This is a genomic window from Actinospica robiniae DSM 44927 (genome assembly GCF_000504285.1).
Taxonomy (GTDB): Bacteria; Actinomycetota; Actinomycetes; order Streptomycetales; family Catenulisporaceae; genus Actinospica; species Actinospica robiniae.
Window position 1 is genome coordinate 3,777,640 of the sequence record NZ_KI632511.1, and the last position, 21,170, is coordinate 3,798,809.

14 protein-coding genes are annotated in these 21,170 nt (G+C 70.1%); 6 read left to right on the plus strand and 8 right to left on the minus strand.

Annotation, left to right across the window (positions count from 1 at the left end; genetic code table 11):
* Positions 1 to 9 precede the first annotated feature (9 nt).
* The 3 genes from ACTRO_RS43400 to ACTRO_RS15990 are packed head-to-tail and all read right to left on the minus strand — an operon-like array spanning position 10 to position 4,864.
* Positions 10 to 315: a phosphopantetheine-binding protein gene (locus ACTRO_RS43400; RefSeq protein WP_051450915.1), complete on the minus strand. Its 306-nt coding sequence runs from the start codon at positions 313 to 315 to the stop codon at positions 10 to 12.
* Entirely contained in the window at positions 312 to 3,602 is a 3,291-nt protein-coding gene (locus tag ACTRO_RS15985) for an AMP-binding protein (RefSeq protein ID WP_034263875.1), read from the minus strand. Before ACTRO_RS15985 ends, ACTRO_RS43400 begins: the two co-directional genes overlap by 4 nt.
* Positions 3,599 to 4,864 (minus strand): cytochrome P450, encoded by a 1,266-nt coding sequence (locus ACTRO_RS15990; protein WP_211244276.1) that lies wholly within the window; start codon positions 4,862 to 4,864, stop codon positions 3,599 to 3,601. Before ACTRO_RS15990 ends, ACTRO_RS15985 begins: the two co-directional genes overlap by 4 nt.
* A 207-nt stretch (positions 4,865 to 5,071) precedes the next feature.
* Between ACTRO_RS15990 and ACTRO_RS15995 the strand changes: the two genes are divergently transcribed.
* The 3 genes from ACTRO_RS15995 to ACTRO_RS16005 all read left to right on the plus strand — a co-directional run bounded on the left by ACTRO_RS15995 (position 5,072) and on the right by ACTRO_RS16005 (position 12,260).
* Positions 5,072 to 6,322, plus strand: a complete 1,251-nt coding sequence (locus ACTRO_RS15995) for an MFS transporter (protein ID WP_051450916.1) — start codon at positions 5,072 to 5,074, stop codon at positions 6,320 to 6,322.
* Between the two features lie 223 nt (positions 6,323 to 6,545).
* Positions 6,546 to 7,952 (plus strand): esterase/lipase family protein, encoded by a 1,407-nt coding sequence (locus tag ACTRO_RS16000; protein ID WP_051450917.1) that lies wholly within the window; start codon positions 6,546 to 6,548, stop codon positions 7,950 to 7,952.
* 9 nt (positions 7,953 to 7,961) lie between these two features.
* A complete protein-coding gene (locus ACTRO_RS16005; protein WP_034263877.1) occupies positions 7,962 to 12,260 on the plus strand; it encodes an AAA family ATPase in 4,299 nt (1,432 codons plus the stop codon).
* 17 nt (positions 12,261 to 12,277) lie between these two features.
* On the opposite strand, the gene ACTRO_RS16010 is transcribed toward ACTRO_RS16005, so the two are convergent.
* Genes ACTRO_RS16010 through ACTRO_RS16020 form a run of 3 tightly spaced genes read right to left on the minus strand, consistent with a single transcriptional unit; the run spans position 12,278 to position 16,895 of the window.
* Positions 12,278 to 14,104, minus strand: a complete 1,827-nt coding sequence (locus tag ACTRO_RS16010; RefSeq protein ID WP_034263880.1) for an SCO2524 family protein — start codon at positions 14,102 to 14,104, stop codon at positions 12,278 to 12,280.
* 5 nt (positions 14,105 to 14,109) lie between these two features.
* Positions 14,110 to 15,027, minus strand: coding sequence for an SCO2523 family variant P-loop protein (locus tag ACTRO_RS16015; RefSeq protein WP_034275092.1), 918 nt, complete (start codon positions 15,025 to 15,027; stop codon positions 14,110 to 14,112).
* Positions 15,028 to 15,032: 5 nt separating this feature from the next.
* Positions 15,033 to 16,895, minus strand: a complete 1,863-nt coding sequence (locus ACTRO_RS16020) for an SCO2524 family protein (protein ID WP_034263882.1) — start codon at positions 16,893 to 16,895, stop codon at positions 15,033 to 15,035.
* A gap of 346 nt (positions 16,896 to 17,241) precedes the next feature.
* Here ACTRO_RS16020 and ACTRO_RS48110 point away from each other — a divergent pair, with 346 nt between their 5' ends.
* The 3 genes from ACTRO_RS48110 to ACTRO_RS16030 all read left to right on the plus strand — a co-directional run bounded on the left by ACTRO_RS48110 (position 17,242) and on the right by ACTRO_RS16030 (position 19,016).
* Positions 17,242 to 17,397, plus strand: coding sequence for a hypothetical protein (locus ACTRO_RS48110; protein ID WP_211244277.1), 156 nt, complete (start codon positions 17,242 to 17,244; stop codon positions 17,395 to 17,397).
* Between the two features lie 145 nt (positions 17,398 to 17,542).
* Positions 17,543 to 18,400 carry an alpha/beta fold hydrolase gene (locus ACTRO_RS16025; protein WP_034263884.1) on the plus strand — a complete coding sequence of 286 codons (858 nt, stop codon included), beginning with the start codon at positions 17,543 to 17,545 and terminating at the stop codon, positions 18,398 to 18,400.
* A 7-nt stretch (positions 18,401 to 18,407) separates the two neighbouring features.
* Positions 18,408 to 19,016 (plus strand): TetR/AcrR family transcriptional regulator, encoded by a 609-nt coding sequence (locus ACTRO_RS16030; protein WP_245594389.1) that lies wholly within the window; start codon positions 18,408 to 18,410, stop codon positions 19,014 to 19,016.
* Between the two features lie 46 nt (positions 19,017 to 19,062).
* Here ACTRO_RS16030 and ACTRO_RS16035 read toward each other — a convergent pair whose 3' ends face one another.
* Both ACTRO_RS16035 and zwf read right to left on the minus strand, forming a co-directional pair.
* Complete coding sequence (locus tag ACTRO_RS16035; RefSeq protein WP_034263885.1) at positions 19,063 to 19,581, minus strand: hypothetical protein; 519 nt, start codon at positions 19,579 to 19,581, stop codon at positions 19,063 to 19,065.
* Positions 19,582 to 19,686: 105 nt separating this feature from the next.
* Positions 19,687 to 21,132: a glucose-6-phosphate dehydrogenase gene (gene zwf / locus ACTRO_RS16040; RefSeq protein ID WP_051450920.1), complete on the minus strand. Its 1,446-nt coding sequence runs from the start codon at positions 21,130 to 21,132 to the stop codon at positions 19,687 to 19,689.
* Positions 21,133 to 21,170: the final 38 nt, after the last annotated feature.

Below are 21,170 nucleotides of genomic sequence, written 5' to 3' on the forward strand. Positions count from 1 at the left end.
CCGTTGCTGTCAGGCGGTGCCCGGGTCGCCGCCGCCGACGCCGACGGCCCGGCTGTTGCGGAAGATCGCCGCCGCGATCGCGCGCAGGCACCCGTCCTCGTAGAGGTCGTCCGGCGGGAGCGCGTCGTCGCCGAAGTCCTGCTCGGCGCGGGCGATCAGCCGCGTCGCGGCCAGCGAGGTGCCGCCGACCGAGAAGAAGTCGCTCTCCGCGCCCTCCACCCGCAGCCCGAGGCTGCGGCAGTTGTCGACGACCCAGGTCTCGATCTCCTCCTGACTGGAAGTCCGGCGTCCGTTCTCGGTCGCATTGGCGCTCATACTCTCTCCTCATTTCTGGTTATCACGGAGTGAATCGGGATACTGGAATTGATGCGTACGCCGGATTCGGCCCGCAGTTTGGCAGCCAGATCATCGATCGTGGCGCAGGCGTAAAGGTCGGCGACGGTGATGTCCCAGGCCGGAAGTGTGCGTTCGAGAATCGCCTGGACGCGGATCATCAGCAGGGAATCGCCGCCGACGTCCAGGAACCAGTCGCTGTGGCAGAAGTCGCGGTGTCCCAGGACTTTCCGCCACGCGTCGGCGATGACGTCTTCGATGTCGTCACCGAGGATCACCTCCGGTCCGGTCTGCACGAGGTCGGCCTCGGCGATCGTCGCGGCGTCGGCCTCGACACCGGACTCGACAGCGGTCTCGGTACCGCTCTCGGCCCCGGACGGAGTCTCGTCGACCACCGTCCACACCTGCGGCAGCGCGTGGCCGGGAAGTCGCTGAGCGGCGAAGGACCGCAGCGTCGCGGGCAGCGGAGAGCCGGTCAGAGTCCTGATGGCGGCCACGATCCGTCGACCGCTGTCGTCCTCCGGCTCGACGTCCACGACGGCGTCGAGGACATCCGGGTGCCGGCGCAGGACGCCCGCCACGTGGTCGAGATCGACACGGAAGCCGAGGATCTCCACCTGGCGGTCGCGCCTGGCTATCAGCCTGAGGTCGCCGTTGGCGTCCCAGCGCACCACGTCACCGGTCCGGTAGAGGTGGAGCCCGGTATCCGGGGCGAAGGCGCCGAAGACCTCTGCGGTCTCGGCCGGCATGCCCGCGTATCGCAGGGCCAGGCCGTCACCATGGACGAACAGTTCACCGATCCCGCCGGGCGGGACGGGGCGTCCTGAGGAGTCCAGCACCATGACACCCGTGCCCTGAATCGGCTTGCCGATCGGCAGGGCCGCGACCGTCGCGGCCGCGGGGTCCTCGACGTGGTAGACGGTGGTGAACAGCGTGTTCTGCGGCGATCCGAATCCGCACGTGACTCTCAGCCCCGGACTGCCTTGAAGTACGCGCGCCACCTGCGCGGGAGGTATGACGTCGCCTCCGGTGAGGAGCTGGCCCACCGTCCGGAACGCGTCCGGCCTGGAGTCCGCGACCTGGCGGAAGAGGTCGGCGGAGAGCCAGAGACCGGTGACGGCCCGCGCCTGCAGGAAATTCGCCAGCGCATCCGGGGTGACCACGCCGTCCGGGTAGATCTCCACTGTCCGTCCGGCAAGCAGCGGAGCGAAGATTTCCAGCAGGGACGCCTGGCCGGCCAGCGGCGTGTGACGCAGGAAACGGATACTCGACCCCTGGGACAGGTACTCCGGGTGATGAGCGAGCCGGAGGACCGCGCGGCAGGGAATCAGGGTGCCCTTCAGCACGCCGTCGGATCCGGAAGTCATGGTGACGCAGGCGACGCGCTCGGGATCCGCAGCGGCCGGCGGCGGAGTCGAGACATCGGCGACGGGTGACTCAGGACTGACGACGGGCAGGCAGACGCGCCGCTCCCCCTCGGCACCGAGACGCGCGAGCCGGTCGTGATCGCCGACGATCACACGGACACCGGCGCGGTCCAGGATCGCCGCCGTCACCGCGGGTGGGTCATCGGCATCGACGGCGACATACGCCGCCCCCGCGCGGAGAATCCCCAGGACGGCAATGATCTCCTCCGCGGAACGGCGCACCGCGATGGCCACACAGTCGCCTTCCTTGACCCCGGCGGCGGCGAGCTGGGCTGACTGGCTCGCGGCGGCATCGACGAGTCGGCGATAGCTGACGGTGCGGTTCGGGTCGGCATCGCGAATCGCGATCGCCTCCGGGCACCTGTCCGCGGCTTCTTCGATCAGCTGCCACAGGCCGGTGGCGGACGTAGCGCCGACGACGGGACCCGACTGGAGTTCCTCCAGCCGACGCTGCTGGGCCTCGGTGATCGTCGTGACGAGGGCCAACGGGCCGTCCGGGTTCGAGGCCATCTCGACCAGGGCGCGATCGAAGCTGCCGACGAGGTCCGTCGCCTGCTCGCAGGACAGGACCGAGGTCGCGTACTCGAGTTCGAGCGTGGCATCCGCCCCCCACCCGAGCAGGGTGATCATCGCGTCGTAGGCCGTTCCCCCGGTGTGGCCGACCCGGACGTCGAACGTGACGTCCCCCGCCTTGAGCACGGGCCGCACCACTTCGCTGCGGTCTCCGAAGGCGATCTGTGCCAGCGGGTTGCGAGACGGGTCTCCGCCTGCTGACAAGGCCGCCACCAGGTCCTCGAACGGGACGCTGCCGAAAGCGAGCGCCTGCCGGGTCGCCCCGGCCGTCTGGCGCACATAGTCCGCGACGCTGCCGTCCACCGGGATCTCGCACGCGACCGTGCCGAGCCCGGTGGGACCGCCGATCACCTGCATCGCGGCCGCGGAGGAACGTCCGATCGTGGGAACCCCGACGATGAGGCGGCTGAGCGCTCCTCTGCGCGCGACCACCAGCGCCCAAGCGGCCAGCAGTACGGTGTTACGGCTCACCTTGAGGGAACTCGCGAGGCTGACACACCCCGACTTGGCCTCGTCCGTCAGAGCGAACGGAAGCCGGAGGCCGCTGAAGGTCCGCGTCTCGGGACGTTCGAGGTCGGAGGCGATCTCCACGGCGGTGGGCCAGCCTGCGAGCATCTCCGCGCGTCGCGGCAGGCGGTCCCGGGACAGCGCGGCGTGCTCCGCCTCGGCGATGATCTCCATGCCGGGAACCGGATCGCCGTCGTGCTCGCCACCGTCGCTGTCGGCGACACCGGCACCGCGCTCGGCGGCGTACGCGGTGATGATCTCGTTCCACAGGAGTCCGACGCTCGCGCCGTCCAGGACGGTGTGGTGCGCCAGAATGGAAAGGAACAGCCGTTCCGGCCCCGCGTGGGTGAGCACGAACGCGACCGGCGGCCGGTCATACGGCCGGAGAAGCTGCGGCGCCGTCGGCGCGAGCAGCCGGTGCAGAACCTCGATCCGGTCCGCGTTCGGCGGCAGCGACGGCAGGTCCTGTTCGATGACGATCGGCTGCCAGGACGACAGAACCCTGCAGCCGAGCTCGCCTGTGTCGGCGTCGCGGGTGAAGACGGTGCGCAGTGCGGTGTTGCGCCGGGTGGCCCGCGCCAGGACCGCCTTGAGCCGGGGAAGGTCGAGGCCGCCGGCGATCTCGGCGGTGACGAGCAGGTGGAACGGCGAGGGCTTCCCGGTCAACGGTCCTTCGACGGCGAGCATGCCCTCCTGCGCCCGGGTGACCCGGGTATGCCAATCCAATGATTCGGCGACGCCGATTCCCGCCGGCCTGTTCATCTGCTCTCCTCGTACGTCCGCAGGCCGACCTCGTCCGGGGTGAACCGGACCGGCAGGCTGCTCAGGCCGGTCAGGAAGTTCGAGTGGAAATGCGTGACCGGGCCGGTGACCTCGAACCGCGTCGTGAAGGTGCGCAGCGCGGCCAACAGGGCGCTCACTTCGGTCCGCGCGAGGAAGGCGCCGAGGCAGAAATGCGGCCCGTAGCCGAAGGCGAGGTGCTTGTTCGGCGTGCGTCCCAGATCGAACTTGTCGGGCTCGGGGAAGACGGCCTCGTCACGGTTGGCCGAGGTGTGCCACACCGTGACGACCTCGCCGGGCTGGATCTCCTGACCGTTCAGGGTGACGCGCTCCACGGCGGTCCGGCCGAAGTGCATGGTGGGCGTGGCCCAGCGCAGGGCCTCGTCGCAGGCCGTGTCGAGGCCGACGCGGCCCTCCCGGAGGTTCTCCCACTGCTCCTGGTCGTGGGCGAGGGTGTAGACCGCGTCGTTCATGGTCAGCCGGCTGGTCTCCTCGCCGCCGAGGATGAGGCTGTAGCAGTTGAGCACGATCTCGTCCCGGGCCAGCGGCTTGCCGTCGATCAGGGCGTTCGTCAGGATACTGATGACGTCCTCGGAGTCCTTCCCCCGGCGCTGCGTCATCAGGTCCGCGAAGTAGAGCAGGATGTCGCTGCGAGCCGTCCACGCGTCTTCCTCGGGCTGGTCCGCGTCGTCCGAACTGAGCGCGGACCTGGTCCTGGACAGCAGGAACTCGCGGTCGCACTCGGGGACCCCGAGGAGGTCGGAGATCGTGGTGATCGGGACGAACTCCGAGACCTCGGTCGCGAAGTCCCCCTCCCCCCGGCGCACCGCGTCGGCGACCAGGCGGTGGGTGTTCTCCCGCACGCGCTCGGTGACTGCGGCCATGGCTCGCGGCGAGAACGCCTTCAGGAGCACGTTGCGCACGTCGCGATGGCGCGGCCCGTCGGTCACCGCCAACATCCGGCCGCTCGCGGAGTCCTCCCCGGCGAGCAGCGTGACGAGCACGTTTCCCTTCTCCGAGGTGTAGTTCTGGTTGTCGCGGTACACCGTCATCGCGTCGGCGTACCGGCTCACCACCCAGAAGCCGGGGCGGCCGGCGGCCTCGGGATGCCAGTACACCGGGTTCTCCCGGCGCAGCCGGCGCCAGTAGTCGCCCAGATCGGCTCCGGCGAAGGTCTCCGGATCCGTCAGGTCGACCTCCTCGACGAGTTGGCGGCCCCGTTCGAGGGCCAGATCGGTAACCACGAATACAACCTCCGCTGCAAGTCGTGCGGACGGCACGACGTCGGGACCGGGACTGTCTCGATTGGACGCCGTCCGCCCCGCTCCCCGCCAGGCATCGGATCGGCAACTCCCGGTGCCGCCGAACTGCCTGGTCCCTGCCTGTTCGACGCCGTCGCGCCGTAGAACACTGAAAAAGGCCCCCCATTTTCCGAATTACGGAGACCGACCGTGTCCGACACATCATCGACGGCGGACCTCCGCCCTTCGCTCTGGCGCGACACCGACTACGTGGGATGGTGGACCGGAAACACGCTCTCCGCCCTGGGGACGAGCGTCTCGGCCATCGCCTTCCCGCTCCTCGTCCTGGGCATCACGGGATCGGTCACGAAAGCCGGCCTCATCGGCTCGGCGAATCTGATCGGCATACTCGTCACCACACTCTGGGGCGGGGCGCTGGCCGACCGGGCCTCCCGGCGCGCGATCCTGATCACCGGCCCGCTGGTGCAGGCAGCGGTACTGGCGGCCGTCGCGATCCTCGTCCACGGCGGCCGGACCCACCTGACGCTGCTGGTCCTCGCCGCGCTGGCGAGCGGCCTGTGCTCGGGAGTCGTCCTCGGAGCGAGCACACCGGCGCTGCGTCGCATCGTTCCCGGAGACCAGCTGGCGACCGCGAACGGCCAGGCGATGGCCCGCGACATGGGCGCCCAGCTACTCGGCTCCCCGCTCGGCGGCATCCTGTTCGCCGCCGCCCGCTGGCTTCCGTTCGGCGCCGACGCGCTCTCCTTCGTCTTCGCGGCGCTCGGCGCGCTGAACATCCGCAAGCCGCTCGGCCCGGACCGGTCGCAGGAGCCGAAGACCACGATGACCAAGGACGTCGCCGAGGGCATCAGGTTCGTGCGGAACCAGCCGTTCCTCCGCTTCGTCGTGGTCATGGCGTCCGTCATGAACATGCTCGCCCAGGCGTTCCTGCTGCTCCTGATCGCCCTGGTCCGCTACCGCGGGGGCAGTTCGAGCGCCGTCGGCGTGGTCACCGCCATGACGGTGGCCGGCGCGCTGGCGGGATCGTTCTTCGCCCCGGCACTGGCCCGCCGTGTGAAAGCCAGGCTCCTGCTGTGCGCCGCGGTCTGGTCGTTCACGGTAGGGGTCGCGCTCATCGCCGTCGTGCCGGCGGTCTGGCAGATGGCCGTGGTCGTGTGCCTCGCCCAGGTGGCCATGGTGCCGGTCAACGTGGTCCTCCAGACCTACGTCATGCAGACCGTCCCCGACCAACTCCTCGGCCGCGTAGCCGCGGTAAACCGCTTCGGCGCCTACGCCCTGGAGTGGCTGGGCCCGCTGCTCGCCGGCGCCCTCGCCGCCCTGTTCGGCGTGTCGGGCGGCATGATGGCGCTGCTCATCGTGCTGATACCCCTCGCCGTCGCCCTGATGGTGTCCCGCTCGCTCGACGTGCTGGACGAGCCGGTCGCCGCATTCGCCCAGTAGTCGGAGCGGCGCCTGGTCGGCGATCCACCGGAACGCCTGTCTTCCGACCAGGCGCCATGGAAGCCACAGACTCCTCAAGCATTGCCCGACGCCACAGGACCATCAACTGATCGCCGCGTCAGACGGCGCTCGTCAGCGAAAAGCCCGCCCGCCACGCCGCGCCGGCGCTAGATTCGTAACAGGAGCCACCTGTCGCAGAGTGCTGCCGAGAGCGAGGACCTCTATGCCCGCCGCCGCACCGACGTGTGCCGACGCCGTCATGGTCCTGCCGGGAATCATGGGCAGCGAACTGGTGGAGGTGGAGACTGGACGCGTGCTGTGGGGGCTGGCCGACCCCGGCTGGTACGTCCGTGCCTGGACGACGGGCGGTTCACTCTCCGCGTTGCGGCCTACACCGGAAGAGCTCGAGGGCCACGGCAGCCGCATCGCCGCGACGCGGCTGTTGCGGTTCCCGGCGTTCGCGCCCATCCTGCGCGGAGCCGAGCCGTACACCAAGCTCGTTGACGCCCTGGGACGCGTCGCCGCGCATCCGGCCGCAGTCGCCACGTTCCCGTACGACTGGCGCCTGCCCGTGTCGGTCAATGCGCGGCTGCTCGCCGAGGCGGCGCAGATGCACCTGGCTGCGTGGCGCGCCCATCCGGCCTGCCGCGCGGACGAGGTGCGGCTCGTGCTCGTCGCGCACTCCATGGGCGGCCTGATCGCGCGTCACTTCACCGACGAACTCGGCGGCGGAGAACTCGTTCGCACCGTCGTCACCCTCGGCACGCCGTTCTTCGGATCCGTCAAGGTGCTGAGCATGTGGAATTCCGGACGCGGCGGACCGGTTCCGTTGCCGCATCGGCGCCTGCGCGATCTGGCCGCGTCGCTGCCGTCCGTGCACGATCTGCTTCCGACGTACCGCTGCGTGGACGAGGGCGGCGACCGGCCGGCCCGACGGCTCACCCGCGCGGACGTCGCCGCGGCGGGCGGCGATGCCGAGCTGGCGGGTGCGGCGCTCGAACGGCGGCCCGAGCGGGCGCCCGGGCTCGGCCCGTCCACCCGTATGGTCGTCGGAGTCAGCCAGCCCACCGGCCAAAGCGTCAGCTTGCGCGACGGTGTGGTGACCGAGCACCGGCACATCTGCCAGGACACCGCCGACGGCGGTGTGCGACGGGTGGACCGGGGCGGAGATTCGACTGTGCTCCGTGAAGCGGCCGCGCTTCCCGGCATCGAACCCGTCTACTTCGCGCAGTCGCACGGCGGACTGCCCGGCGCCGACGAGGTCGTGGAGTACGTGCGCGCCGTCCTGACAGAGCAACCGCTGGGTCCGCCTCTCGGGGCGGTGGAACTCGGGCTGGATGTGCCCGATGTGGCCGTCGCCGGACAGCCGTTCCCCGTGACGGTCCACCTCAGCACGGATCCGGCCGAGCTCGGGAGCTCGTCGGCGACGGTGCGCTGCCGTGTCGTGTCGGGAGCCGCGAACACTCCGGTGGCGCGCCCGCTGCTGCGGCGATCCGGCGCCGCGACGCTCACCGGGACCGTGCTCGTGGACCGGCCGGGGGTCTATGCCCTCGAAGTCAAGGCGGGCGGCGGGTCCGCGGTGCGTCAGCTGGTCCTCGTGGTGCCGGCCTCCGATACCGACGACCGCTGAGATCGCCCGATGCAGGAGGGCGACGCAGCGTTCGATGTCGTGCCGATTCCCATCGGGGAGTACGCACATCACGAGAGCGTGCCGGCCGACGAGGAAGCGGCCGGGGTGCTCGAGCTGTTGGGCCGGCTCGGCGGTCGTGGCCTGCCCTGGCCGATCGATGCGGCCGAGCGGCACCAGACCAGCGTCGCCGAGCGGCTCGCCGCGTGGTCTTCGTTCGAGGGATACGGCCTGCGCGCTTGCCGCAGCTCGGTGCTGTACTGGGTCGGCCATGGTGCCTCCGATGGAGACGACGCTTGGCTGGCTACGTTTCGCACGACCGCTCGGATGGGCGGCACGGCCATGCGGCCGGACGCGCTGGCCGACCACATCATGGAGGAATGGCGCTCGCGCGCCGAAGCCTGGGCCGGGCAAGACGATCCGGACGCCGAGCACCATCCGGACGCCGACCACGACGCGGACGGTGAGCCGTGGGCCTTGGTCGTCATCGAAGCCTGCGGCGCCGCGCGTTTCGTCGAACGCCTCGGCGCCGCGCTTTTCACCCGTCCCGATCCGCCACGCCGACTCGCCCTGATCGGTATCGGCGGCTACGGCACCGCGTTCCTCGGCGAGTTCCGCACGGCACTCCGCCTGACCGTGGAGTCCTACACGGACAACGACGAGAGCATCCGGTTGCGCGATCTCATCGGCCGGCTCCAGGAACGCCTGCCGTCGAGCACGGTCATCGAGTTCCCCGAGCTCCACCGCGCTCGGCCGATCCGCCATAACAGGGTATTGGCCTCGGTCGCGGCGCCGCTCGACGTCTACCAGCAGCTGCGGGCCTTCGTGGCCGCGCTGCCGGCGGACCAGCGCGGACACTTCATCCCGAGTGCGCTCGGGGCCGAGCAAGGGGAATTGGCCTGGTACTTCGTGGGGCGCAAGGCCGAGCTCGACACGATCGCCGCGTGGCTGAACGGGGCCGCGCAGGGAATGTTCGTGGTCACCGGGCCGCCCGGGGTGGGTAAATCGGCTCTGCTCGGCAACCTCGTCCTTCAGTCCGACTACGAACTGCGAACCCTGATAAGCCGCGCCGCCCAGGAGTCCGGCGGACCGGCTCCGGCGACCGCCAACGTACTCGCCGCGGGCACTTTCGACGCGGTGGTCCATCTGACCGGGCTGACCGTCGCAGGCGTCGTAGACCGGATCGCCACGGCCGTCGGCGAGCCGTCGGCTTCGGTCAGCACTGATCCCCGCGAAGCGGCCGAGCGACTCATCCGGCGGCTGCAGGAGCGATCGGCGCAGGTGGGCGGCTCGGGCGGCGGAGGGCCGCGACCGCTGACGGTTCTGGTCGACGCGCTGGACGAGGCCCAGGAGCCGCTGGCGGTCGCCGCGTCTCTGCTGCGTCCGCTCGCGGCGGTGCCGGGCTGCCGGGTCGTGGTCGGCACCCGGGCGTCGACCCGAGAGGGCCCGGACCGGCCGGCGCCGCCGGACCAGGACCTGCTCGACGCGCTCGGGACGTCGGCGCGGACACCCGTGCTCGACGTCTCCCAGGATCCGGACTCCGTCGCCGACTTCGTCCGGCGCAGACTCTCCGCGGCACGCGACCAGGCGAAGCTCGAGGTCTCCGACGACCGGATCGAACAGATCGCGGACCGAGTCCGGGTGAACGCGAGCTCGTTCCTCTTCGCCCGGTTGCTCATCCATGAGATCACTGCCCGCCCCGAGCTGGTGGAGCAGCGCAACTCCGATCGGCTGCTGGCCCTGTCGGACAGCTCGTATCTCGCGCTGTTCGCGGCCGCGGTCGACCGGCTGACGGCCGGATCGCCGAAGGCCGCCGGGCTGCTGTCCGCGCTGGCGCTGTCCCAAGGACGCGGCCTGCCGCGCGCCGACCGCATCTGGGCGGCCGCGGGGGGAGCGCTCGGCGCAACCGTCGTCACCGAAGCAGACATCGATGTCCTGCTCGACAATGCGGCGCCCTACATCATGCTCGACGGCGAGGACGGCGGCAGCGTCTACCGGCTCGCGCACCGTACGTTTCAGGAGTACTTCGCCGCGACCCTGCCGGCGCCGGTCCCCTCGAACCCGCAAGACGCCCACGCCGCGATCGCGACGGCGCTGGCGGCCCTGGCGCGAGCGTCACGTCCCCGGCAACCGGGCGCCTATATCGTCAGACATCTGACAGCGCATGTCGCCATCTCCGACGAGTGGCCGCTGCTGAGCCGAGACACGCGACTGCTCGATGCCCTCGACCCCGACGCGGTCGCGGCCGACATGCTGCGCGCGAAGTTCGGCGCGGCGCGGGTGTCCGACGAGGTGGCGGCGGTCCTCAGCGCCCGGCACCTGCTCCGGACCCTCCCGGTGGCGCAGCGCGCGCTGGTACGCGAGATCGCGCAGGCGCGACTGTCCGGCGACACGACGCGCGGCGCCGCTCTGCGTTGGGCTTGTCTGCGCAGCGAGCCGCTTCACCTGGTGATGACCGGTCACGTCGGAGCCGTGCTGGCGCTCGCCGTCGTTCCGCTGCCGGACGGCCGCACATTGCTCGCCAGCGCCGGAGCGGACGGCACGGTAAGGCTCTTCGACACCGCCACCGGCTGGTCCGTGGGCGAGCCGCTGACCGGGCACGCCGGCGCCGTCAGTGCCCTGGCACCGTTGAGCCCGGGATCGAACGGCGGCCGCGCCCATCTGGCCAGCGCGGGTGTGGACGGCACGATCAGGCTGTGGGACTGCGTCACCGGACGCCAGCTCGGCGCACCCCTGCGCGAGCACACCGCGGCCATCAGGACCCTCGTGACGGACGGCTCCTGGCTGGCCAGCGCCGACGATCACACCGTGCGGCTGTGGACGAACCCGGAACAGTACCGGGAAGGGCAGTCGGTCACCAGGGAGAGCGAGACCGTCGACGCGTTGGCGATGGTCCCGAACCTGGGCCGCGGCGTACTCGCCGCCGTGGTCGGCGGCAGACGGATCAAACTGTGGGAGCTCAGAACGCTTCGCCCGCACGGCGATCTCGCGCACTCCTCGCTCACGGCGCTCACCCGAATCGCCAAAGTGGACGCAGCCGACGGCAGCTGCGCGGTCGTGGTCGCGTCGGCGCGCAAGATGTGGCTGCTCGATCCCACCGCGGCGGAAGCCACGTCAGAGGCTCAGCCGCTCGATCCGGGTGCCGTGTCCGCCTTGGCGCAGGTTCAGGATCCCGACCGCACGCTTCTGGCCATCGCGGGCGTACACGCCGCCATCCGGCTGTGGGACGCGTCCGCAGACCACGCTGTCGGAGCGCCGCTGACCGGCCACTCCGGTCCGGTGCGGGCCCTGGCCGCGGTGTCCGTCGGGGCGGACCGTTCCCTGCTCGCGTCCGCGGGCGAAGACGGCACGGTGCGGCTCTGGGACGCCCGGCCGCGAGGCTCCGGCGAGCCTTCCGCGGCCCGGCTCGGGCACGAGGACTGGGTGGGCGCAGTGGCCGCCCGCGCCATGCTGCCGACCGGGCGCACGGTGCTGGCCACCGCCAGCGACGACGGGACGGCCCGGCTGTGGGACGCGGACACCGGCGAACTCCTGCAGAAACTGCTCCTCGGCCACAGTGACTGGGTCCGCGCGGTCACCTTCGGCCGTTCCTGCGCAACCGTCTGGACCTGTGGCTGGGACGGCGCGATCCGGCAGTGGGACGGCGAGACCGGCGTGCAGACCGGTGGAGTGCGGCTCTCCGGCTCCGATCGGCTGGAGGCGATGGCCGCCATCCCGGACGGCACGGGCGGCGACGGCGAGATCGTCGCGGTCGGCGGCAGCGGACGGACGATCCGGCTCTGGGAACCGGGGAGCACACAGACCTCCCGAGCCGCCCTGTCCGGCCACACCGGAACCATCCGCGCGCTCGCCTCCCTCGGCGCCGACCGGCTGGCCAGCGCCGCTGACGACGGGACCATCCGGCTGTGGGATCCGCGCGTCCCCTCCTGCTCAGCCGTCCTGCGCGGACACCGCGGGCCGGTGAATGCGCTCACCATGGTGCCGGGAGACGGCGGCCTGCTGGCGTCGGCCGGCCACGACCGGACGCTGCGGCTGTGGGACCCGGTGACCCGCCGGTGCGAGCTGACCATTCCGTTCGCACACAAGGGAGCGGTGAGCGCGCTGTGCGTTCTCGGCGAGCCCGCGGACACGGACGGAGCGCCGCTGCTCGTGAGCGCCGGCGAGGACGCGACGCTGCGGCTGTGGCACGCGGCCTCGGGCCGGCTCCTCGGCACCGCGGTCCTGGGCGTCTCGGTGCGCGGCATCGCGCCGGTCGGCGCGCGCGGAGTGGCCGTGGCCGCCGAGGCGGGCGTCCTCGTCATCGATCTCTGACGCGGACCGGAGGCGGCTCAGCCGCGTGGTGCGGCGTCGCGACGGGCGATCTCAAGCTTGTGCAGCCGACGCAACACCTCGAGCGCTTCCGCTTGGGCGACACCGGGCCGCTCCTCCAACTGCGCGCGAGCGAGCGCGAGTGCGTCGGCGATCCCCTGCAGCTCCTCCTGCAGCGGGTTGGACACGGACGGCACGACGAGCTGTTCCCGGCTCAGCATGTGCTCGGCCTCGCTGAGCAGGTCCGCGGCCACCTCCGCGACCCGTGAGCTGCGCAACGGCGGGGCGACCAGCATCGCAGCGGCCTGCAGATGGGCGTCCACGACGCGGGCGGTCATGGCCCACGAGATCGGCAGCCCGCGGGGGTCGGTCGGCGGTTCGGGTCCGGAGAACGGCTGCAACGGCGCATCCCACAGCCCGCTCATCGGGCCCCACTGATGGACCCGACGGCCGAAGTGCTCGAAGATCTGGTCGGCGAGCGCGGTCAGCCGGTCCCTGGAGCGCAGGTCCCGCGTCGCCGTCGCCGCGACGATGGCCGCGTCGAGCAGGAGCGCGGCGTAGTCCCGCATGCGCAGCACCAGCGCCGGGCCGAAGGCGTCGCTGCCGGCCAGGGACACCGGCAGACCCGGGGCGTGCAGCTGGATCTGCGGATCGTCCGGCCGGTTCGCCCGCCGCGAGATCCGGCCGAGAACCGCCAGCTCCTCGAGCACGGGGATCATCCGGGCCAGCTCCTCGTCCGGCGCGCGGCGTTCCACGAGGTCCTCCAGCGTGAGCGTGGCGATCAGCAGGCTGAAGTACTCGGAGGACTCGCCGTCGGACGCGGTCCAGGGCACGGCCTCGAGCGGCCAGGACGCGTTCCCGAAGCGGGCCAGCGTGGACCAGAAGCGCCGGGTGAGATCCGCACGCACCTGCAGGCCCTGGACGAGTGCCTGCTGCTCCGGGTCGAGAAGGCCGAGCACGCGGGTGCGCTGCGACGACAGTTCCCTGACAGCCGCGGTGACGGCCACCGTGGCGTGCAGATCCGGAACACCGGCATCTTCGGCCCGCTTATCCGCAACCCCGCCACCTTCGCCCCAAGCCCAGCCGCATTCGAACAGGAAGCGCTCGTTGTCCAGATCGCGCAGGTCGTCATCGTCCGGCCGGATGTCGACCAGCGCCGCCCGGATACCCCGCAATTGTTCCGCCAGAGCGGACAGGCGCTGTACCCGGGCGACCGAGGGCACGGCCAGCACACGCAGGACGGCCTGCGCCTCGTCGCTCTCCACTGCGTGAGTCCGCACGACGAAGCACCGGTGCAGCCCTTGGAGCGCGGCGTCGAGCCGGATCCGCGCCGACGTCTGGACCCTGGCCGCCTGGTGCCGGACCTCGTGGCGCGCGTCCAGACGCAGGGACGCCGAATCGAACGCCTGCAGGAAGTCGAGCGCCGACAGGCACAGATGCACCGAGACGGCATAGGCCTCCACCAGAGCGGGTACCGCCTGCTCGCGGGTGAGCGGCCTGCCCTCTTCCGTCTCCAGCGAGGTGTGCGAAGAGAAGACCGGTGTGCCCTCGTCGTCAGCGTATTCGGTGAGGTATTCGTCCAGCGCCGCCGCGAGGCGCCGCGGGATGGTCATGCTGTCGCCCATCGCGCGCAACGCCGAGAGCGCGTCGTCCTGGATTCCATTGGGGTCGTCCAGTCGCAGATCCTTGAGCGCACCCGAGGGGCGTAGCAGGCACAGCAGCAACTGCGCGTCCCGGATCGAGTCGCGTTCCTCCCGCACACCCCAGTTCCACGCCCCGTCCCGGAACACGGCTACCGCGGTGTGACGCCAGATCTCGAGCAGAGCGCGCCTGGGCTCGGTGAGCATCTCGGTTACCTCTCCTCGTCCCTGAATCGCGCGAATCGCAACATCGACGCCAGGTGTCGATAGGCGTAGAGAGTCTGCTGATTCGCGACGCCGATCGCGTACACGTCGCGCGAGGTGATCAGCTGCTCGCGCCGCAGCAGCACCGGCTCCTGCGGGATCGAACCGAGCCGGACGTCCCGGCCGATACGGTGCAGTGAAGCCAACCGCTCGAGGTCGCGGTCCATCTCGAGCTGCCAGGCCAACTGCGCGGGACGCAGGGACGCCGCGATCCCCGCGTCCAGATCGGCGGCCGCGACACGGACGTACTCGAGCGACGCTTCGAGTTCTGCGGAATCCAGGCCGCAGGCGATGCCCGTTCTGACCAGCCCGTGGTCACCGAAGACGTACTGGGCCGTACTCAGCACCTCGTATCGGGACCATCGGTGGAAGACCAGCCACCGCGTCCTGGCCGAGCGCAGATAAGGAACGGCGACGGAGAGCAAGGCCAACTCGATCAGGGCGGACCGGCCGGGGCCGAGGTCCACGAAGGAGACGTCGAAGGTCTCCTCGAGGCGGAACAGGAAGTCGGCGAACCGGCTGACCTCGCTATCCGTGATCTGGATCAGCGCCTCGCCCGCAGAGGAGTACAAGACCATCGCGCCCGCCCCGAGCAGGCGGTCGAGGCTGCGCCGTTCGGTGTTCGCCCAGACATCGATGCCGAGCGGCTCGGCGGCCCGACCGTACAGGTAAGCGTTCAGGCCCCGGTCCCGCAGCCTGTGCCGCAGGCCCGGCTCGATGTCGAAGACCAGGTCGGCAGCGGGTGACGGGAAGCCGAGATCCACCAGGCACGTGCTCACGCCCGTCAGGGAACTGTGATAAGCGAGGTTGGCGGCGGTCACCGTGGTACCGACACCCCCCTGCGCGGAGAGGCAGAACACGAGCATCCCGGTCAAACCGCCCGGGACGCGTCGGCACGCGCCATGCCGATCATGTCCAACTCGTGCAGCACCGTGACCACGAGGGCGATCGCGCTGGCCGGCTGGCCGTCGACCAGGTCCTTCGCCCGGTTCACCGCCGATTGCAGTTCCTGCAGAGCGCTCTGGAACGGGGTGCTGAGAGCTGCGGCGCGGATGAGCTCCTGGTTGAGCAGGTCTCCGGCTTCACTGACCATCGCCTCCGCCATACTCCCGAGCCCGGAAGCGCGGCTGACCCGGGTCGCCTGCGCCGACCAGGTGGCGACCAGCGCGTCCACCACGTGATAAGTCGCGGCCAGGGACGGAGCCGCCGACTCGGCTGGAGGCAGCTCGGGGAAGACCCGGCCCGGGTCGTCCCACAGGCCCAGCGCCGGGCCTCCGGTGAAACTACGGGCACGGAGATGGCCCCAGATATTCGCGGCGTGCTGGAAGAGCTGGTCGCGCACCGTCGTGCTCGCGGTCAGCCCGGCCAGTTCAACCGTCCGCTTGAGCAGGGCGGCGGCGAAATCGGTCACCCGCCAGCGCGGCTCCTCGCCGTCCGGCTCCCAGCGGCCGGGCAGAGCGAGGCCGATACCAGGATGGTGCAGGTCGAGAGCCTGGTCCCCACGCAGCGGACGACGAGTGATGCGCGAGCGCTCCGCCAACTCCTCGAGCAGGGGTACGAGCCTTGCCACATCGTCCTCGTTCGCGGCGCGGATACGGACGTCGCCGATGACGACACCGCACATGAGCAGCGTGAAGTAGTCGGACTCCACTCCGTCTGTCGCACGCCAGGGAATGTCCTCGACCGGCCAGTACTCCTCGTCGAACCGCGCCAGCGTCGACCAGTACAGCCGGCACAGATCACGGCGAATGAGCAGAGCATTGGCCAACCTCTCCTGCTCGGGGTCGAGAAGACCGAGCACGCGGGTGGATTCCGATTCGAGCTGACCGATGGCGTCCAGCACCTCCATGGTGAAGTGCAGGTCGGGCGTGGATTGCGCGAGCCCCTCGCGCTGGATTGAAGCCGACCTCTCGCCGTCCTCGTACAACTCGATGCGCGGGGCGGAATCGGCCACCCCCCAGGTCCATCCCAGCTCGAACAGCAGGTTGGGGTTGTCGAGCTCCTCGAACCGGGCGACGCCGAGACGTGCCTCGCTCAGGCGCGCGCGCACCACCGCCATCTCGTCGTTGAACCTCGTGATCAGCTCGTACCTGGTGGCGCTGCCCTGATCGAGCATCGCGAAGAGGTCCTGGCCCTCGCTGGAGTCGGGCTCGATGGGATTCATGCAGAAGCTGCGGAGCAGGCCGACGAGGGCTTGGGTGAGCCGGCTGCTGATCCGCAAGATGAGACGGTCGACACGAGCGGCCATCACGCCGCGGGCCGCGGAGGACCGGTAGGTCGTGGTGAACGCGAGCGCGGCGATGCACAGGTGTACAGAAATCGCGTGCGAAGCGGTCAGCTCAATCTCGCGCTGTTGCCGTGTCAGGGCCGTGCCGAAGTCGGCGAGGGCGAGAAGAGGGCCGGCCGAGAAGTCGGCCGCGCCATCCGGCAGCGTATATCGCTCGCAGAACTCCTCGAGGGCCTGGACAATGCTTCGAGGTATCTGGGTGCTGTCACCGAGCGGCGCCAGAGCCGCGAGCACATCCTCTGAGGTGTCGTTCGGATCCGACAAGGCGAGTTCGGGTATCGCGGTAGCCGGAAGCAGAATGCAGAGAAGGAGTTCGGCATCGCTGACGGAGTTGCCGGCGACCACACCGTCCCACCGCCACCGTCGGTCGGCGTACACGTGGCGGGCCAGCGCCTGCCAGACTTCGATGATCTCCCTGCGCGGCTGAATGCCCTGCGTCCTCGGCATGCCCCCACCCTGCGTCGCCTACCGTGTGACCGATGCTCTCACGTCAAGCGATCCCACGCGGGCCGTCCGCTCAAACCGAGACGACAGTCGGCACCCCACAGCCCTCACTCGCCTCCAGGACTCGCGGCGGGCTGTGTACCCACCGCACAAACCACGTCAGTGAGCATATGAAACTCAAGCACCACCCGTCTTCATCAGCTCTCTCACTGGCATAGACGGGCCCTGATTCCGCGGCTCCCGCTCGAACGCTCATCATTCCGAATGCCGAGGGAGCCCGCACCACTCCGTCGATGGTCGCGTTCGCCCGGGACGGCCGCGTGACAGCGCCGAGCCCAAGTCGGCGCGCATGCACGCATGCGATCCGATCGATGTCGGCGACCACGGTGAGCCGTCAGTCGGCTGGTTCGACGTTGAACTCGGAACGAAAGCAGTGCTCGCCCCGGATTTCCGCTCGTTCGTGGAGCAACTCACGCGCCGAGCGGAACTCAAGAAGCTGACATGACGGTCCAGCCGGCCGCGCCGTGGCCCGGGCGGAGCCGCCGGCCAGCACCGATGCGAACTCCAGGGCCGGCCTTGACAGCGAAAGCTAATGCGAGTAGCTTTTGAGCTATCAGCAGTAGCCGAGACCGTCCCACCAGGAGACCAAGATGACCCAGACTCAGCACCTGAAGACCGCCGGCGGCGCCCTCGCCTATGACGTCACCGGAACCGGGCCGCTCATCGTGCTGGCGCCCGGCATCGGCAACCAGCGCACGGTCTACCGCCACCTCGCGCCGCTGCTGGCGGCCGCCGGCTACCGGGTGGCGCGCATGGACATCCGCGGCCACGGCGAGTCGAGCATGGGCTGGACCTCTTACAACGGCGGCCAGGCGATCTCGCGCACCGACGTCGCCGGTGACCTGCTCGATCTGATCCGCCATCTCGGCGGCCCCGCCGTGATCGTCGGGCACTCGATCTCCGGCGGGGCAGCCACCATCGCGGCCGCCACAGCCCCCGAACTGGTCAGCGCCGTCGTGGAGGTCAACCCCTTCACCCAGGTGCAGCACGCGGACCTCGCTGCGCTGTTCACGGTGCGGCGCTACCGCAGGGGTGCGATCGCCCTGACGGGCACCGCGCTCTTCAAGAGCCTGCGGATCTGGCGGCACTATCTCGACGTGGCCTACCCGATCAAGCCCGCCGACTACGCCGAGGACATCGCCGCGATGACCGCGAACCTGCGCGAGCCGGGGCGGATGGCCGAGTTCATCAAGACGTCCAAGTCCACTCCCGCGGACGCTGAAGCACAATTGCCGAACGTCAAGTGCCCGGCGCTGATCATCATGGGCGACGCCGACCCGGACTTCGCGGACCCGCGAGCCGAAGGCGAGGCCATCGTCGCCAAGATGCCCGCGGGTGCGGGTCGGCTGGCAATGGTCGAGGGCTCCGGGCACTACCCGCACGTCGACTCCGCCGACCGAGTCGCAGCGCTGATCGTCGAGTTTCTCAACGGACGAGTCGGTGCCTAGGACCGGGTTGAGCAAAGCCGAGGTCATCGCCGAGGGTGCCGCACTCGCTGATGACGTCGGCTTTGCCGCCCTGGCGATGGCCCCGCTGGCCCAGCGGCTCGGCGTTCGCCCGCCGTCGCTCTACAAGCACGTGGCCGGGCTCGCGGAACTGCAGCACGGCATTGCGACGCTCGCGATCACCGAGCTCGACCGGTCGGTGCGCGTGGCCGTGCACGGCCTGTCCGGACCCGACGCGCTGGCAGCCCTCATCAGGGCCCTACGTGACTACGCGCTCGCCCACCCCGGCCGCTATGCGGCGACCATCGGCGAGAAATCCACCGGTCCGAACGACCCGCTTCTGTGCGCCGGCAACCGGATCATCGAGGTCATGACCGCGGTGCTACGCGGCTACCGGTTGGGCGAGGACGACATGGTGCACGCGCTGCGCCTGCTGCGCTGCGTCTTCCATGGATTCGCGTTGCTCGAGCTCGGACAGGGATTCCGGCGGCAGGACAGTCAAGAATCGAGTTTCGCGTGGATGATGGGTTGCCTCGACCGGGGGCTAGCCTCCCGCTCGCAGCCAGCATCACCGCGACCGACGACCTGCGTTGCCGCGCACAGCGCCCCGGCAGACTAGGTACGCCTCACTGGACGACCTCAAGCCATCGCGCTCGAGCCCGGACTCACACCGACGCACCACCTCGGCGTGCCGCGGCAATTCTCCTGTTGTAGACGGCATCACCGCCAAGCCGCAGATCCCAAGGAACCAAGCGGTCGAACAGTGCCCACTCCGGGCGCTCGCCGATATCCGCGAGCCAGGCATCACGCGCCTCCGAAGCCCCGGCGGCCTCCCATTCGAGGAACGAGCGAACCTCGAGAAGTTCGGGCGTCGGCCGATACGCCACCTCGCACTCGACCTGGACAAGCCCACCGCCGGCGGTATCAGGTTGGGCGAACCAGCGGGCCGTGCGCACCGTGAACGTCGTCTCACCATAGAACATGCGCGTCCCGTACCCGTAGAACAGCACGTCTGCTGCGGGCACGTCCCAGGTTGCGACCGGGCGTGCGGCCATCGCCCGGAAAGCCTGCAGTGCCTGGAGCGCGGTTGACCCCTCGTCTTTGCAGTCCTCCCAGTCCAGCAGCGACTTCCACGCCCCGGCGACTCCTGTCGGGAAATCGGATACTCCGCGCTGCGTGTCCACAGCCCGGCCCGCGTAATGTGCAGGTCGTAACCCTCCCCGCGCGTTCGCCCGCAGCGGCAGAGTCTATCGACCTCCCTCCCGCCAGTGTTCGAAGACCTCAACTGCTCACGACTCGTCCGTGGCGCGCGCGACGCTCGGCAGGTACCAGCCGCCCTCGGTCAGCGCGTCGGCCTCGGCCGGGCCCCAGCTGCCGACGCGATAGACGCTCGGCATGACGTCGGAGTCGAGGATCTCCTCGACGATGCGCCAGGACTCCTCGACCATGTCCATCCGGGTGAACCGCCGCGGATCCCCGCTGACGGCGTCGCCGAGCACCAGCCGGTAGGCGGCGGTACCGCTGCCGGTCAGATGGGTGAAGTCGACGGTCGCCGACACCGGATCCACCCGCTGTGCGTTGCCCTCGTGCTGGGCGAGCAGATCGAAGGTGACGCCGGCATCCGGGCTGATGCGGAAGCGGATCAGGTTCGGTGCCGCGTCCTGCGAGCACGCAGTGTAGTAGGAGTCCGGCGAGACCTTGTTCAGCTCGACGAGGATCTCGGTGGCCGAGGCGGTCAGGGCTTTGCCGGTACGCAGCACGAAAGGCACGCCGGACCAGCGGTCGCTGTCGACATACGTGCGCAGCGCGGCGTAGGTCTCAGTGGTCGAAACCGGCCGTACCCCTTGCACGTCCTGGAATCCCTCGTACTGCCCACGTACGAGATCCGCGCGCTGCACGGTCCGGACGGCACGCAACGCTCGGGCGCGCTCGTCGAGAATGTCCTCGGGCGCATCGGTACGCGGCGATTCCATGACGAGGTAGGCGAGCATCTGCAGCATGTGGTTCTGCACCACGTCGCGCAGCGCGCCGGTCGCGTCGTAGAAACCGCCGCGGTCCGCGACGTCGAAGTTCTCTGCCATCGTCACCTGCACGGAGCTCACGTGGTCGCGGTACATCAGCGCACGCAGCATGTTGTTGGCAAAGCGGATCGTCAGCAGGTCCTCGACCGCGTCCTTGCCGAGGTAGTGGTCCACCCGGCGGATCCGGTCCTCCGGAAAGTGCTTGGCGAGCTCCCCTTGGAGCGCGCGGGCGGACTCCAGGTCGTGCCCGAACGGCTTCTCCACCACTAGCCGCGCGTTATCGGCCAGGTCCACGGCGGCCAGACAGGCGGCCGCCTTCGCGTACAGCTGCGGCGGGACCGCGAGGTAGTGGGCGACGAACTCGCAGCCCTTGATCTGCTCAGCGATGCTCCGGAAACTGGACGGGTCGTCGTAGTCGATGGTGGCCAGCCCCAGCAGGTCGGAGAAGCGCCCGAAGGCTTCCTCGTCCACGGCGCCGCTCTGGGTGACCGAGTCGCGGGCGTGCTCGCGCAGCCGCTCCACACTCCAGCCGCCGCGAGTGACGCCGACGATCGGCACGTCCCACTTCTCGTCCCGCACCAACTGGTAGAGGGCCGGCAGCAGCATCTTCTTGGCTAGATCGCCGGTGATGCCGAACAGGACGAGCGCGTCGGCGGCCCTCGTGGCGTGCTCGGCCTTCTTCACAGCCGCGGACTGCGCGGTGGAGTCGTTCATGGCTTCGTTCCTCTACTCTCGCGCCCGGACCAGGGGCC